The 15379-nt window shown below is 69.0% G+C and carries 14 protein-coding genes, 1 tRNA gene and 1 pseudogene; 5 read left to right on the top strand and 11 right to left on the bottom strand.

Going from position 1 to position 15379, the window contains the following annotated elements:
* Window positions 1-41: 41 nt before the first annotated feature.
* Window positions 42-1391: an APC family permease gene (locus BGO91_RS13885; protein ID WP_290473368.1), complete on the bottom strand. Its 1350-nt coding sequence runs from the start codon at window positions 1389-1391 to the stop codon at window positions 42-44.
* 250 nt (window positions 1392-1641) lie between these two features.
* On the opposite strand from BGO91_RS13885, the gene BGO91_RS13890 reads away from it, so the two are divergent.
* Window positions 1642-2769, top strand: a complete 1128-nt coding sequence (locus BGO91_RS13890) for a serine hydrolase (RefSeq protein WP_290473325.1) — start codon at window positions 1642-1644, stop codon at window positions 2767-2769.
* Here the strand turns inward: BGO91_RS13890 and BGO91_RS13895 are convergent.
* Both BGO91_RS13895 and BGO91_RS13900 read right to left on the bottom strand, forming a co-directional pair.
* Window positions 2766-3596 (bottom strand): alpha/beta hydrolase, encoded by an 831-nt coding sequence (locus tag BGO91_RS13895; RefSeq protein WP_290473326.1) that lies wholly within the window; start codon window positions 3594-3596, stop codon window positions 2766-2768. The two genes, BGO91_RS13890 and BGO91_RS13895, sit on opposite strands and share 4 nt — an antisense overlap.
* Complete coding sequence (locus BGO91_RS13900; protein WP_290473327.1) at window positions 3593-4636, bottom strand: adenosine deaminase; 1044 nt, start codon at window positions 4634-4636, stop codon at window positions 3593-3595. Before BGO91_RS13900 ends, BGO91_RS13895 begins: the two co-directional genes overlap by 4 nt.
* A gap of 81 nt (window positions 4637-4717) precedes the next feature.
* Here BGO91_RS13900 and BGO91_RS13905 point away from each other — a divergent pair.
* Window positions 4718-5026: pseudogene (locus BGO91_RS13905) on the top strand (DUF2809 domain-containing protein); the annotation flags it as partial.
* Between the two features lie 37 nt (window positions 5027-5063).
* Here BGO91_RS13905 and BGO91_RS13910 read toward each other — a convergent pair.
* The 5 genes from BGO91_RS13910 to BGO91_RS13930 all read right to left on the bottom strand — a co-directional run bounded on the left by BGO91_RS13910 (window position 5064) and on the right by BGO91_RS13930 (window position 10006).
* A complete protein-coding gene (locus BGO91_RS13910; RefSeq protein ID WP_290473328.1) occupies window positions 5064-6044 on the bottom strand; it encodes an NAD(P)H-quinone oxidoreductase in 981 nt (326 codons plus the stop codon).
* Window positions 6044-7285, bottom strand: a complete 1242-nt coding sequence (locus BGO91_RS13915; RefSeq protein ID WP_290473329.1) for an ABC transporter permease — start codon at window positions 7283-7285, stop codon at window positions 6044-6046. Before BGO91_RS13915 ends, BGO91_RS13910 begins: the two co-directional genes overlap by 1 nt.
* A 1-nt stretch (window position 7286) precedes the next feature.
* Complete coding sequence (locus BGO91_RS13920; protein WP_290473369.1) at window positions 7287-8162, bottom strand: ABC transporter ATP-binding protein; 876 nt, start codon at window positions 8160-8162, stop codon at window positions 7287-7289.
* Window positions 8163-8314: 152 nt separating this feature from the next.
* The gene (gene hisN, locus BGO91_RS13925; RefSeq protein ID WP_290473330.1) at window positions 8315-9097 is read right to left on the bottom strand and encodes a histidinol-phosphatase; all 783 of its coding nucleotides are present in this window, start codon (window positions 9095-9097) and stop codon (window positions 8315-8317) included.
* 9 nt (window positions 9098-9106) lie between these two features.
* Window positions 9107-10006 (bottom strand): NAD(P)H-binding protein, encoded by a 900-nt coding sequence (locus BGO91_RS13930; protein WP_290473331.1) that lies wholly within the window; start codon window positions 10004-10006, stop codon window positions 9107-9109.
* A gap of 67 nt (window positions 10007-10073) precedes the next feature.
* Between BGO91_RS13930 and BGO91_RS13935 the strand changes: the two genes are divergently transcribed.
* The 3 genes from BGO91_RS13935 (at window position 10074) to BGO91_RS13945 (ending at window position 12508) form a co-directional block, all read left to right on the top strand.
* Window positions 10074-10412: a metalloregulator ArsR/SmtB family transcription factor gene (locus BGO91_RS13935; protein WP_290473332.1), complete on the top strand. Its 339-nt coding sequence runs from the start codon at window positions 10074-10076 to the stop codon at window positions 10410-10412.
* Between the two features lie 148 nt (window positions 10413-10560).
* Window positions 10561-11652 (top strand): acyl-CoA desaturase, encoded by a 1092-nt coding sequence (locus BGO91_RS13940; protein WP_290473333.1) that lies wholly within the window; start codon window positions 10561-10563, stop codon window positions 11650-11652.
* Between the two features lie 37 nt (window positions 11653-11689).
* On the top strand, window positions 11690-12508 hold the full coding sequence (locus tag BGO91_RS13945; protein ID WP_290473334.1) for a hypothetical protein: 819 nt from the start codon (window positions 11690-11692) through the stop codon (window positions 12506-12508).
* A 12-nt stretch (window positions 12509-12520) separates the two neighbouring features.
* Here the strand turns inward: BGO91_RS13945 and BGO91_RS13950 are convergent, their stop codons facing one another.
* From BGO91_RS13950 to BGO91_RS13960, 3 genes are all read right to left on the bottom strand, one after another.
* Window positions 12521-13690: an acyltransferase gene (locus BGO91_RS13950; protein WP_290473335.1), complete on the bottom strand. Its 1170-nt coding sequence runs from the start codon at window positions 13688-13690 to the stop codon at window positions 12521-12523.
* 113 nt (window positions 13691-13803) lie between these two features.
* Window positions 13804-13879: transfer RNA gene (locus BGO91_RS13955), tRNA-Lys, on the bottom strand.
* Between the two features lie 144 nt (window positions 13880-14023).
* Window positions 14024-15292, bottom strand: a complete 1269-nt coding sequence (locus BGO91_RS13960; RefSeq protein WP_290473370.1) for an RNA-directed DNA polymerase — start codon at window positions 15290-15292, stop codon at window positions 14024-14026.
* Window positions 15293-15379 lie beyond the last annotated feature (87 nt).

Raw genomic sequence — 15379 nt, forward strand, 5'->3', positions numbered from 1 at the left:
AGTCTCCGCCGGAGCCGTGGCCGTCCGCAGCGAGGTCCGCCCTACTCGTCGTCCTTGCTGATCGCCTTGTTGAAGCCGGTGACGGGCTGGGCCTCGTCGAACGCGGCGGCCTTGCGGCGGAAGCCGCGGGTCAGCACCAGCAGGTAGACGAACCCGATCGCCGCCCAGATGACGCCGCCGATGAGGGCGTCGGGGTGCAGGTTGGCCCAGAGGATTCCCGTCATCAGCATGCCGATCCCGGGCAGGACGATGAACGTGAAGATGTCCTTCGGGGTCTTGCGCCGGCCCTTGCGGATGGCGAACCAGGCGATCACGGAGATGTTCACGAAGGTGAACGCGATGAGGGCGCCGAAGTTGATGAACGCCGCGATCAGTTCGAGGGTGAAGGCCGCCGCCAGCAGGCTGATGACACCGACGAGGACGATGTTGAACGTCGGGGTGTGCGTCTTGGGGCTGATGTAGCCGAAGAGGCGCTTGGGGAGGACGTTGTTGCGGCCCATCACGAGCAGCATGCGCGACACCGAGGCATGCGAGGCGAGGCCGGACGCGAGGGTGGCGGCGAAACCGGCGGCGGTCAGGACCGCCTGCAGCACGGGGCCGCCGACCTGGAGCCCGATCTCCGGCAGCGTGCTGTCCTCGATCGCATCGCTCGGGAACGCCGTGGAGGAGGGGAACCGCAGCTGCGTGAAGTAGGCAGCGATCAGGAAGATCGCGCCGCCGATGATGACGGTGAAGAGGATGGCCTTCGGCATGATCTTCGGGTGCTTCGCCTCCTCCGCGTACATCGTGACGGCATCGAAGCCGATGAACGAGAAGCAGACGATGGTGGCGCCCATGAGCACCGCGCCGAGGGTCACGCCGTCGTGGAAGAACGGCTGCATCGAGGCGACGGTGCCGCCGCCCTCGCCCTGCGCGAGCTGCGCGATGACCATGATGACGAACACCGCCATGACGACGATCGAGAAGACCAGCAGGAGCATGTTCATGTTCGAGGTGCCGCGCATGGTCAGGTAGATCACGGTGGTGACGACGGCGCAGTAGATGACGACCCAGATCCAGCCGGGCACGTCGGGGAAGATCGCCTCCAGGTAGCTGCGGATGATCAGGCAGTTGACCATCGGCAGGAGGACGTAGTCGATCAGCGACGTCCAGCCGACCATGAATCCGACGTTCGGGTGGACCGACTCCCGCACGTACGTGTAGGCGGAGCCGGCACTCGGGATGGCGCCCGCCATCTTGCCGTAGCTGATCGCGGTGAACATCATCACGACCAGGGCGACGAGGTACGCGGACGGGACGACGTTGTCCGTGTCGCGCGCCACCATCCCGAACGTGTCGAAGACCACCGTCGGCGTCATGTACCCGAGGCCGAGGCCGACGATGGCCCACAGGCCGAGACTCCGTTTGAGGTTCCCCGACTTCGGGATCGCGGGAGCGGATGTACTCGTCACAGTCTCTCCTAACCGACGTGGCGTGCGGACCGAGCGACTCTGCTCGTCCGCGAGCAGTGACAGCCATCATGGCAGAGGCGTGGAGCGACACGCGCCACACACTCCGTCGGGACGCTGCCCGATTCCGGACGATCCGACCGGCGGGGCCCGGCCCTTGCGTCCTGCGTGGGCCACGCGCCACCATGGCAGCATGAAGAACCGCGTCGCCGGTGCTCTCGCCGTCTCCCTCGCCATCCTGCTCGCCGCAGCGGGCTGCGCGGCCCGGCCGCAACCCGCGGATCCGACGGCCGACAACTGGCAGCACGCGGCGCAATCCGCGCTGGACGACGCGCTGCGCACGACCGGTATCCCGGGCGGGGCGATCACCGTCACGCACGACGACGTCACCTGGACCGGCGTCTCCGGCGTCGCCGACGTCGCGAGCGGTCGGCCGGTGACCCCGGACGACCGGTTCTCCTTCCGCAGCATCACGAAGTCGTTCACGGTCACGGCCATCCTCCAGCTGGTCGACGAAGGGAGGCTGTCGCTGGACGACCCGGTGGCGAAGTACGTCGACGGCGTGCCCGACGGCGACCGCATCACGCTGCGCGAGCTCGCGCGCATGCGCTCGGGGCTGCCGAACTACTCGGCGACGCCGGCGTTCCAGGACGCCCTGCGGATCGACCTGACCCGCGACTGGACCGACGCAGAGATCCTGCAGACGGCCTTCTCCGAGCCCAACGACTTCGCACCGGACGCGCGCTACGAGTACTCCAACACGAACACCGTGCTGCTCGGGGAGGTGCTGCAGAAGGTCACGGGCATGCCCTGGTACGAGGTCGTGCAGGAGGGCATCCTCACCCCGCGCGGTCTGAGCACCACCACCTATCCCGACTCCGAGCCCATCCCGTCGCCGCTGGCCGAGCCGTACCAGGGCGGCGGCGAGGGCCAGAGCCCGGAGCTGCTCCCGGCGATCCCGGCGAACTCGCTCTCGGCGGCCGGCGGATTGGCGGGGACCATCCGCGACCTCGGGCGCTGGGCCCGCATCCTCGGCAGCGGGGAGCTGCTCAGCGACGCGACGGCCGAGCAGCGCACGGCGGCGGCCTCCCTCTCACCGACGACCGACGACCCCAACAGCCCGTTCTACGACGCCTACGGCATGGGGATGGGCGAGATCGACGGCTGGATCGGCCACACCGGCAACGGTCTCGGCTACCAGGCCCTCGCGATGTACGACCCGGCGACGGGGGACAGCGTCGCGATCGTCATCAACGGCACCGGCGACGACCACGACGCACCGGCGCACCTGTTTCAGAAGCTGCTGCCGGCGCTGGGCTAGCGGCTGAGCGCCCAGTCGAGGGCGACACCGAGGCCGGTGAGCACGGAGACGTGGCCCTCGCGCGGGCGCAACCAGAGTTCGCCGCGCGGGAGGCGCTCCAGCTGGAGCGCCGCGTGGCCCGGCGGGACCACCCGGTCGGCGCCGCCCTGCACGAGCAGAACGGGGCAGCGCACGGCCGCGAGGTCGATGCCCCAGGGCGAGACGTAGGCGATGTCGTCGTCGACCTCGCCGTCCGGCCCGTCGGCGGCGCCGGCCCCGGCATCCGCACCGAGCGGGCCCCAGTCGGCGTTCAGGGCCTCGAAATCGCGGGACGTGAAGCTGTCCGGGTCGAACTCCGCGGTGCGGGCGTGCTCCAGCCGGTCGTCTCGGCCGCCGAGTGCCGCACCGAGGCCGGACGGATCCGCCATCCCGGTGAACCAGTCGGGGGAGGCGGTGTAGGGCGCGATGCCGGCGAGGACGACAGCGGCGCGCACCCGCTCCGGCGCGAGCGCGGCGAGGGCGAGGGCGTGCGGTCCGCCGCCGGATGCTCCCGCGGTGACCACTTCACCGATGCCCAGGTGGTCGAGCACGGCGACGACGTCGGCAGCGGCGTCGGCCACCGAACGGCCCGGCCGTGCGTCCGACCCGGGATAGCCGGGGCGGGCGCAGGAGACGACCCGCAGCCCGCGGGCAGCGGCGGCGTCAGCGATCGGCTCGATGACCGCGCCGGTCTGCGGCGTGCCGTGGTGCCAGAAGAGCACGCGGGCGTCCGCGGCCCCTCCGGTGTCGAACCAGCGCACGAGGCGCCCATCCGGGAGCGCCAGGGACTGCGGCTCGGGGGCGCTCATCCGCGCCACGCCTCGAGCTCCTGGAGCAGCTCCGCCTTGCGCTTGTCCGGCGCGAACGACGCCTCGATCGAGTTGCGGGCGAACCGCGCGGCCTGGTCGGCGGTCAGGCCCAGCGCATCCCGGACGGCGATGAAGTTGTCGCCGACGTAGCCGCCGAAGTACGCCGGATCGTCGGAGTTGATGGTGACAGCGACGCCCGCTTCGTCGAGCCGGTGCAGGGGATGGTCGGCGAGGTTCGGCACCGCCCGCAGCCGCAGGTTCGACAGCGGGCAGACCGTGAGGGCGATGCGCTCGGCGGCGAGCCGGGCGACGAGCTGCGGGTCCTCGATCGAGCGGATGCCGTGGTCGATCCGCTCGGCGCCGAGCAGGTCGAGCGCCTCGAGGACGTACTCGGCGGGGCCCTCCTCGCCCGCGTGGGCGACGACGTGGAGTCCGGCCTCGCGAGCGCGGCGGTAGACCCCCTCGAAGAGCGAGGGGGGATAGCCGACCTCGGCGGAGTCCAGGCCGACGCCGACGATCCGGTCGGTGTGGCTCAGCCCGGCACTCAGGATCTGCTCGGCCGAGTCGACCGATTCGTCGCGCAGGAAGCACAGGATCAGCCCGCTCGTGATGCCGAGGTCGCGCTCGGCCTCGTCGAGGGCGGTCCCGATCCCGCCGATGACCTCCCCGATCCGCAGGCCCCGGGCGACGTGCGCCTGCGGGTCGAAGAACAGCTCGACGTGCCGCACGCCCTGCTCGGCCGCGCGTGCGAGGTAGCGGCGGGTCAGCTCGGCGAAGTCGTCGCCGGTGCGGAGCACGTCCATCGTCGCGTAGTAGAGGTCGAGGAAGGACTGCAGATCCTCGAATCGGTACTGCGCCGCCAGCTCCTCCACCGAGCCGTACGGCAGCGAGACCCCGTTGCGGCCGGCGAGCTCGAACGCGAGCTCCGGCTCCAGCGTCCCCTCGATGTGCAGGTGCAGTTCGGCCTTCGGCAGCGCCAGGAGGGCGGCGTCGGAGGGGGAGGAGGCGGCGGAGTCGGGGGAGGGCACGGCATCGGTCATGCAACGATCCTCCCACCTGCGACGGGGCGGATCATCCGTCCGGCCGATGCCCGCCTGCGGGGCGGCGGATAGCGTCGGAGGATGCGCCGCCTCGTCCTCCTCATCTGCGCCGTCGTCGTGATCGCCGTCGGTCTCGCCGTCCACACCGGGGTGCCGGGCGAGGTCGGCGGCTTCGCGGGCGACGCCCTCTACGCGGTGCTCGTGTTCCTGCTCGTCTCGCTGGTCGTGCCGCGCGCGCCGCTGCTGCCGACGGCCGGCGCCGCTCTCGCCTTCTGCTGGGCGATCGAGCTGCTGCAGCTGACGCCGCTGCCCGCCGCGCTCGCGCGCACGGTGCCGGGCGCGTCTCTCGTGTTCGGCAGCACCTTCCAGGCGCTGGACCTCGTGGCGTACGTGATCGGCGTCGCGGCGGCTGCGGGGGTGGACGCCGTCAGTCGACGCGCAGCAGGATCTTCCCGAGGTGGGCGGAGGACTCCATCCGGCGGTGCGCCTGCGCGGCGTCGGCCAGCGGGAACACCGAGTCGATCACCGGGCGCAGACGACGGTCTCTGAGCAGCGGCCACACCCGCTCCTCGACGTCCGCGATGATCTCGCGCCGCTCGGCGAGCGGGCGTGCGCGCAGGGTCGTGCCGTGGATGAGGGCGCGCTTGCGCATGAGCAGCCCGACGTCGAGCACGGCGGGCGCGCTCTCGCGGGTGGCGATCGACATGATGCGGCCGCCCACGGCGAGGGCGTCGAGATCGCGGGCGATGTACGAGCCGCCGACGATGTCGAGCACGACGTCGGCGCCTCGGCCCTCGGTGACCGCGAGGACGGCCTCGACGAAGTCCTGGGTGCGGTAGTCGACCGCCGCGTCCGCGCCCAGATCGCGGCAGAAGGCGGTCTTGACGTCGCTGCCGGCCGTCGCGATCACCTGTGCCCCGAAGGCGCGGCCGAGCTGGATCGCGGTGCTGCCGATGCCGCTCGATCCGCCGTGCACCAGCAACGTCTCGCCGGCGGAGAGACGGCCGAGGCGGAAGACGTTCGACCAGACGGTGGCCACCGCCTCCGGGAGATCCGCGGCCTCGACGAGGTCGACGTCCGCCGGCACGGGGAGGACGAGTCCGGCATCCACAGCGACGAGCTCGGCGTAGCCTCCACCGGGCAGGAGGGCGCAGACGCGGTCGCCGATGCGCCACCGCTCGACGCCGTCGCCGACCGACGCGATCGTCCCCGACACCTCGAGCCCTGGCCACTCCGGCGCGCCGGGCGGCGGCGGGTAGAAACCCCGCCGCTGGCTGAGGTCGGCCCCGTTGATCCCGGCGGCGGCCACGCGGATGACGACCTCGCCGTCGCGCGCCACCGGATCCGCGACCTCGCCGATCCGGAGGACGCTCGGGTCGCCCGGCTCGGCGATGGTCACGGCGCGCATCAGCGGGCCACGCGGTCCGCGTCGCTGCGGGCGCTGAGCACATCCCGGATCTTGACGCGGCTCGAGTACTGGATGGACCCGTAGCGGAAGAGGCGGACGGCCAGGCGCAGCACGATCGCCGCGAGCACGAACAGCTCGGCGATGATCACGATGGCCTGCCACAGCGGCAGCGATCCGAACGCGTTCAGGATGAGCGCGGTGATCGGCGCGGTGAACGGGAAGTACGCGAGGATCTGCACGATCGGCGACTCCGGTGCGCTGATCGCGAAGCTCGACGCGTACAGCGGGATGACCACGGCGAAGATCACGACCGAGAAGACCGGGGCGGCCTCCTTCGCCGTCGGCATGACCGCGCCGACCGCGACCAGCGTGCCCGTGAACAGGGCGAAGCCGCCGATCAGGATCAGCGAGCCCACGATCATCTTCTGCGGGTCGAACACCAGCCCGCTGAGATCGAGGTTCGGGATGTTCAGCTGATCTCGGAAGAACACGTACCCGACCAGCACCGGCAGCGCGAACACCGCTATCTGGATCAAGCCGACGGCGAACAGCGAGATCACCTTGCCGATCAGCAGGTTCGTCGGGTTGATCGTGGTCAGGATCATCTCCGTGACCCGGTTCTCCTTCTCCTCGAGCGTCGAGTTCAGCATCTGGTTGCCGAGGAAGACGATCACGATGAAGAACGCCGCCAGGAAGATCAGCGCCGGGATGATGGCCTCGAAGCCGGGCGCCACGGCACCGTCCTTGAAGGTGGTCGTGGAGGTGTTCACCTCGCCGCGCAGGATGGCGACGTCGGTCGGCGAATCGAGCCGCTGCTCCACGCTCGCGGACAGCAGGGCCTCGGCGACCGAGGAGTACTTGCCGTTCTGGAAGACGCCTGCGTCGGCGCCGTAGACCTTCACGGTCTCGGTCTTCGGGTCGGCGGGGTAGTCGAAGTACGCCTTCGTGCCGCCGATCTGGACCTCCTCGACGCCCTCCGCGTCGCTCTCGATCTGTTTGCCGCCGTACTCGCGCGCGATCGTCGGGTTCACGAGCCCGGAGGCGTCGCTGTAGAGGAAGTCGAAGCGCGCGTTCTTCTGCGCGTCCGCTGAGTTCGACGTCGAGACGTTGGCGGAGATGATGAGCGCACCGAGCCCGAAGACCAGCAGCGGCAGGATGAGCGTGACCACCCAGAACGACCGCTTGGTGACCGTCCGCTTGAACTCGAACGAGATGACGGTGGAGAGGTTGTGGCGGGCCATGTCAGTCCTCCTGGCGGCTTTCGGCGCCGTAGACCTCGACGAAGATGTCGTCGAGCGACTTGCGGGTGGGGGCGAAGCGGGTGATGTTCAGGCCCGCGTCGAGCAGGCCGCGCAGGATGGCCGCGTCGTCCGCGTCGTTCGCGACCTCGAGCTCTGCGCGCCCGCCGGCGTCCGACGCGATCCGGTAGGCGGGGGAGTCGGGCACGATGCCGTCGTGGTCGACGTGGATGATCGTCCCGCCGAACTGCTCCTGCACCTCCGGCACCGTGCCGTAGGCGCGCGAGACGCCGTCCTTGAGCAGGATGACGCGGTCGCAGAGGCGCTCGACCTCCTCCATCTGGTGGGTGACCATCATGACGGTGGAGCCCGCGCGCTTCTGATCGGCGATGATGTCCATGAGCAGCCGCCGGTTGACCGGGTCGAAGCCCTTCGTCGGCTCGTCGAGGATGAGTAGCTCGGGGTCGTTCATGATCGTGACGCCCAGCTGCACCTTCTGCTGCTGACCGCCGGAGAGCTTGTCCAGCCGCGTCTTCTCCTTGTCGGGGAGGCCGACGCGCTCGAGGTACTCGCGCGACCAGCGGCGGGCCTGCTCGGCGCCGAGCCCCTTCAGTCGGCCGAAGTAGACCATCACATCGATGACGGACTCCTTCTTGTAGAGCCCGCGCTCCTCGGGCAGGTAGCCGAGGCGCTCGCCGGTCTCGGGCGAGAACGGCTTGCCGTCGATGTGCAGCACGCCCGCGGTCGGCTGGTAGATGCCGAGCAGGGCGCGGATCGTCGTGGTCTTGCCGGATCCGTTGCTGCCGAGGAAGCCGAACGTCTCGCCGCGCTCGATGTCGAACGAGAGGTCGCGGATCACCGTCGTGCGGCCGAAGTCCATCCGGAATCCCTGGATGTGGACGAGGGGTTCGAGTGTCGATGCGCTCACGCGTACAGCCTAGGGGTGGGCCGGCGATCGTGGTCAGGGCCACGCCCGGGGCTGTCGGCGCGGGTCGGCGGCGCGGGCCGCGGGTCGCGGGCCGCCGGCGCGAGTCAGGCGAGGGCGGCGAGGAGCGCCGGGTGCAGGTGCCCGTTGCTGGCGAGGGACGAGCCGTTCCCGGGGCCGGGGGTGCCGTCCACCGAGGTGAACACGCCTCCCGCCTCCTCCACGATCGGGATGAGCGCGGCCAGGTCGTAGGTCTTCACGTCGAACTCGCCCACCGCGTCGAGCACGCCCTCGGCGAGCAGCATGTACGACCACATGTCGCCGTAGGCGCGATCGCGCCAGACGGCACGGGTCAGGGCGACGAGCTTGTCCAGGTAGCCGGCGTCGTCCCACTGCGCGATGCTCTGGAAGCTGAGGGAGGCGTGCTCCAGCTCCGAGACGCCCGACACCTGGAGGCGGCGCGGTTCGCCGGTGGTCTCGTCCGCGGTCCACGCGCCCTCGCCGGTCGACGCCCACCAGCGCCGGCCGAGAGCGGGGGAGCTGACGACGCCGACCACGGGGACCCCGTCGACCGCGAGCGCGATCAGCGTTCCCCAGACCGGCACCCCGCGCAGATAGTTGGCAGTGCCGTCGATCGGGTCGATGATCCACTGCCGCGCCGAGTCGCCCTCGGTGCCGTACTCCTCGCCCAGGATGCCGTCCTCCGGCCGTTCCGCGGCGATCAGCTCCCGGATCGCCCGTTCCACGGCCAGATCGGCCTCGGTCACGAACGACCGATCGGGCTTGGTGTCGATCCGGAGGTCCAGGGCACGGAAGTGCTCCGACGAGATCCGGTCGGCGGTGTCGGCGAGGCGCAGGGCGAGGGCGAGGTCGTCGCTGTGGCGGGTCACGGGACGAGCCTACCGGGCGAGGGTCCGGCGGGCGATCCGCAGGTCGCGCAGCGAGAAGCGCCCGTCCGGGAGTGCCGCCCGGATGCTCGCGTCGTCGAACGGCCGGGACGGGCGGATGCCGGCCGGCGGCTCGGGTGCGAACGGGGCGGGCGCGCTGACGCCTTCGTCGAGCATCCGCGCCTGCGCTTTCGCGACGAGCGGGACGACCATCGTCCACTCGGTGAGCTGCGCGAGTGCGCGGATGGTCCAGACCGGCGCGGGGAAGAAGACCGGGCGGCGGTCCGCAACCCGGGCGATCCGGCGGACCGCCTCGCCCAGTGTGAACTCGTCGGCCCCCATGACCGCCACCGTCGGCTCCGGGATGCGGGCCTCGAGGGCGGCGACCAGCACGTCGACCGCGTCGTCGACGGGGACCGGGCGGACCGTCCGCTCGCGGAAGCCGACCGTCGCGAACAGTGGGAGGGTGCGCACGGCGCGGGTCACGTGGTCCACCATGTGGTCGCCGGGGCCGTAGATCATCCCGGACTTGAGGATGGTGTGGTCGATCCCCGAATGGCGGATCAGCTCCTCCGCCGCCCACTTGGTCTCGTGGTAGGGCGAGCCGCAGTCCGGCCGCGCGCGCAGGAAGCTGACCATGACGATGCGCTTCACGCCGGCGCGCTGCGCGGCCTCCACCACCGCGCGGGTCCCGTCGACGTGGACGCGCTGGAAGGTCTGGTCGCCGAGCTCGCGGTTGATTCCCGCGCAGTGGGCGACGACGTCGCAGCCGGCGAAGGCCGCGGCCAGGGCCTCGACGTCGTCGATCTCGGTGCCGGTGCGCCGCGAGACGACGACCGTCTCTGCGGGGTCGAGCCGCTCGGCGAGATGGCGCCCGACGAATCCCGTGCCGCCGGTGATGGCTACGCGCATGACCTTGCTCCTTCGCTTATTAGCAATATAGCGAAACTGTATATAGCAATGGTGCTATATTGCAACCATGACCGACAGCGCGACCGACGTGTTCGCCGCTCTCGCGCACCCGACGCGGCGGCAGATCCTGCAGGACCTCAAGGACGGCGAACTCGCCGCGGGAGAGATCGCCGCGCGCTTCAACGCCACCGGCCCGACCATCTCCCGGCACCTGAGCGTGCTGCGCCAAGCCGGCCTCGTCTCCGAGCGCCGCGACGCCAACCGCATCCTGTACTCGCTGGTGGGGGACCGCCTCGCCCTGTCGGTGGGCGACTTCCTCTCCACCGTGTGCCCCGAGCAGATCGTGCTGCGCGAGGTGCGCAAGCGCGGTTCGGGCTCGAGGAGCGGCCGCGGCGTCGAGGCCTGAGCCGCCGCATCGTCGGGAGTTCGCTGCGAGTTCCCGCGGTCACAGCGTCCTCCGATTGACCGCCCGGTGGGGCGGCGTATCGTCGTGTGCACAGCGCCCCAGACCTTCGACGCGGTCCCATCCGATCCGAGTCGAGTCGAGGTGTGCGATGTCGCAACTCTCTGAGAATCCGACGGCGCGCGACGGCGGTTACTCCGCTCTCGCGACCGTCGTCCGCGATGCCGGTCTCCTGCATCGCCGGTACGGCTACTACTGGACGAAGCTGATCCTCGTCCCGGTGGTCACCGCCGCCATGATCGCCGTCTTCCTCGTGATCGGCGACAGCTGGTGGCAGGTCGTCACCGCCGTCGGCTTCGCCTTCGTCTTCACCCAGATCGCCTTCCTGGGTCACGACGCGGCCCACCGGCAGATCTTCCGCTCGGGGCGCTGGAACGACTGGATCAGCCTCCTCGTCGGCGACCTGTTCGTCGGGATGAGCTACGGCTGGTGGCAGCACAAGCACACGCGCCACCACGCCAACCCGAACCAGGAGGGCGCCGACCCCGACATCGACCTGCCGGTGATCTCCTTCACCCCCAGCCAGGCCGCGGCCAAACGGTCGCCCGCGGTTCGGTGGCTGATCGGCCATCAGGGCTGGTTCTTCTTCCCGATCCTCTTGCTCGAAGGGCTGTCCCTGCACGCCTCGAGCGTGCGGCGCGTCTTCTCGCACGGGGCCGTGAAGCGTCGGCCGGTGGAGATCGCGTTCCTCGCGGTGCGCATCGGGGGCTTCCTCGCCCTGGTCTTCCTCGTGCTGTCGCCCGGCATCGCCGCGGTGTTCCTCGCCGTGCAGCTCGGGCTGTTCGGCTTCTACATGGGGATGTCGTTCGCCCCGAACCACAAGGGGATGCCGCTGGTGCCCCACGGACTGAAGCTCGACTTCATGCGCCGGCAGGTGCTGATGAGCCGCAACATCCGCGGCAACCGCACCCTCGACTTCCTGATGGGCGGCCTGAACTACCAGATCGAACACCACCTGTTCCCGTCGATGCCGCGGCCGCATCTGCGCCGCGCCGCGCCGATCATCCGCGCCTACTGCGAGGAGCGGGAGATCGCCTACACGGAGACCGGACTGCTCCAGTCCTACGCGATCGTCACGCGCCACATCAACAGGGTGGGGCTCGGCGACACGGATCCCTTCAGCTGCCCGCTGCTCGAACTGCGTCAGGTCTCCTCCACGGCGGAGCCCCCGCGAAGCGCCTGAGTGCGCGCCCGCCGCCGCACGCGGCAGAATCTCCCGTATGAACGGCGAACTCGCGGCGCTCATCGCGCTCACCCTGCACGGCAACGACTGGCTCGCGTCCGGGAGCGGACCCGCTCCCGACCTCGACACCGCGAACTCGGCGTTCCAGTACGTCGCGACGGTGCAGGCGACGTCCCCGCGGCGCCGGCTGCTGGGCACGCGGACGTGGACGGCCGAGGGTGTCGGCGCGTGGTTGAGGTTCGTGAAGGACACGAAGGCCCGCCGCCTGTCCCTGGTCGTCGGCGGCTCGCCGTCCTCCGGACTTCCCGACCCGGTCGCTGCGTCGTTCGCGAACGGAGGCCGGTGGGCGCTGGTCAGCGACGGCCCCAGTCCACGGCTCTGGCGATCGCAGTGGGTCGTGCAGGATCGGAACCGTCCCGACCAGCGGATCTGGGCCGTCCGGCTCATCGGCGATCCGCTCCGCCGGCCGTGGCGAGCAGAGCCGCCGGCGTCGCTGACGGTGGCGCGCGACGACCTGCGGAGCGCGCTCGAAACGATCAGGGCCTTCGCTGAGCGCGCCGAGCTCACCACCTGGGCGGCGTGGTTCGGCGAAGCGCTGGACCTTCTCGCTGCGCCGGAGGCGCTCATCCCGTACAACCCCGACCTCGCCCCGGCGACGCTCTCCGTGGAGTCGCGGCAGCTGCTGGCCGCGGCCGTCAAGGCGTGGGTGTTCGGCGGGATGGGGTCGTGGAACGATCTCGGGTTCGACGACGAGGCGCTGCAGGCGGAGTACGCGCAGCGGACCGGCATCCTCTACGGCAGCGTTCTCGCCGCCCTCGTCGCGGTCACCGGCGCGCCGATGCGGCGCGCCGCATGACGCTGCGGCGCCTCAGGCCTTGTCGTGAGTGTCGACGAGTGCTCGCTCTGATTCTCGCGCTTCCGTCTCGGCCCGCACGGAGCGGGCGACCCGCTGGGAGAGCCGGTGCAGAGGGCGCTCCGCCGCGTAGTAGAAACCGGTCGCCACCGCGAGCGCGAGCACGATCGCCACGAGCGCGGGCACGGGGCCGATCCCCATCACGTACGCGACGGCGATCATGAGCGGGCGGTGTACCAGGTACAGGCTGAACGAGATCGTCCCGAGGAACAGGAGCACGCGCGTCGTCAGCACCCGGCTCAGCGGTCGCCAGAGGGTCGCGACGACGATGAGCAGCATGATCCCGAGCAGCACGACGGGGATGGTCGCGACGCGGGCCGGGATGCCGTGGGCCTCGAGGGGACGGCCGATGACGAAGAACGAGGTGATCGCCGTGATGGCGGCCAGGGTGAGCGCGACACCGGCGACGTGCGTCCACCAGCGATCCGCGGTGAGGAACCGGAAGACGCGGGTGATCTGCTCCCAGTACTGCGCGAGCAGCGCGCCGAAGAAGAACATCGGGAGGTAGCTCGTCGCGGGGTCGTTGTTCGCCCAGCCGATCAGGCAGATGACGAGCGCCAGGATCGAAGCGGGGATCGGGTAGCGCCGGACGATGAGCACGTACACGGGCAGTGCGAGCGAGAACACCACCTCCCACTGCAGCGACCACAGTGTCCCGATGGCGTTCGACGTCCCGCCCAGCAGCGTCGCGTCGTGGATGATGTCGATCAGCGGGTAGTCGGCGGGGAGGGCGGCCACGATGGGGGAGGTGCCCGGACCTGCGGTGTGCGGGATGAGAACGTAGGACAGCCAGGCCAGCACGATGGCCGCGAGCACGGGGCCGTAGAGACGCACGATGCGGCTCGGGTAGTACGCGGTCAACGAGAAGCTGGGACGCGTCGCCGCCTTGGTCAGGACGAACCCGGACAGGATGAAGAAGAGGAAGACGGCCTCGGCGCCGAGCCAGACGACGTGGAGGGGCGAGAAGATGAGCAGATTCGCGAGCGGGTTCGCGGCCGGCTTGAGGTAGACGCCGTCCTGCAGGGTCGACCAGTTCAGCGCGAGCACATGATAGAGCAGGACGGACACCGCGGCGAGACCGCGGAGCGCGTCCAGTTCACGATTACGGATGAGGTCACCTCTCACAGAGCGTGGTACACGCGGATAGACTACCCGCCGTCGTGTTCCGACGCGCTGCCACGGACAGCGCGCCGATGCAGGAAAGCCCGGTCAGAATGCTTTCTGACCGGGCTTTCCGGTGGTGCGCCCCCAGGGACTTGAACCCTGAACCCATTGATTAAGAGTCAATTGCTCTGCCGATTGAGCTAGAGGCGCATTCGATTCGGTAACCCGAACCGAGGCTCAACATTAGCAGGGGTTTCGGCCGCTTCGCCAATCGAGTGATCCTCGGGTGTGTCGAGGGTGGAACCGGATATCCCCGGCGTGAGGCTGCCGCGACAAAACGCACGGCTCCACTCGTCACCTGTAGGCCACGGCCTCGACATCACGCTCGAGGTCTTTCACCTCTTTTCGGATTCGTGCGTAAAAGAGGGATTTCGCTTCGCCTTCGTTTGCCAGCCTTGTCAGCGAAACACCAAAAACCTGGTTCAGCGCCGTCCGCATCTGGTCAATAGTCCATTCGTCGAAGTTCGGTATGTAGCCGGAACGGTCGGGCCGCCGAGACGCGAGTAGGCGGTAGGCGGCTACAAATCGTTTAAATTGGGTGTTCTCGGCGACCCCGAAACGGGCAGCCTTGGACGAAATCATCGAGTCGAGATGGTGAAGCAACTGCTGGTGACGTATTTGAGAAAAGTAGACGAGCCACCCGACCGCATGACCTTCAAATCTGCAGCCCGTAATCAAGAGGTCGATATGCCAAACCAGCCGATGCTGCGCCACGGCAAGTCGTTCGGCGTCGCCCTTGGCTCGGATCACGGCATACTTGTAGGCCGTAAAGGCGCGCGCAATTCGGCCTTCAATGCGAGAAATCGACTCCCTTCTAACCGTGAGCCTCGGTCCCTCAAATCTGTAGCCGAGGTACTCGAACGGCTCTGAGAGCGCGCCGGTCGCGGACTTTCCAGATCCATCTACGGGATGTGGGCTGAGTTTCGCCATACCCAAAAGTCGCTTCGCGTCCACCATCGCGGGACCGGTGTCTTTCGACGGCAACAGAATGAGTACGTCGTCGACAAACCGAAAGTATGCCACCCCACTCGAGGCCATTTCTTTGTCAAGGTGCGCTAGGCACAATTCCGCCAGTCCATTAGATATGGCAAGGCCCTGGGGTACGCCAATGGCATTGGAGTGCCCTTTCGAAGAAACCCGTGACCCAGTCGTCGGTGCCCGTGCAGCATCCATGAACAGTTGCACGATGCTCTCGTCTTTGAGTGCGTGCTTGAGGACGGCCTGCAACCATTCGTGGTCGATGCTGGGGTAGAAGTTCTGGATGTCAAGCTTCAGAAAATGGGTGTACTCACGCCTTGATAGCGCAGAGATGACGCGAGCAATAACGTCTTGCGCAAGTGGAGCAGACGCGACGGGCGCCATCTCGCGCATGAAGTTGGCCATGCACTTGAGCACTACTCTGTCTTGAATTCGAGGCTGAGAGATCTCCCTCGGGGCCTTGGCTCTACCCTTCGGTTTTAGGATCAGGTGATACCCCGCGAACCTGTAGCTGCGGGCCCGGAGCTTGTGGTTGAGCCATCGAACGTTGGTGTCGAGATTTGTGCGCCAGTTCGCGGCAGTCATACCGTCCCGCGCGGCGGTAGCTCCGCGTGCCTCTAAGGTCTCGAACGCCGCGACTATCGCGGCTTTTGTCACCGCGGTATTCCAGAT

This window comes from Leifsonia sp. 71-9 (assembly GCF_001898805.1).
Lineage (GTDB): Bacteria > Actinomycetota > Actinomycetes > Actinomycetales > Microbacteriaceae > Leifsonia.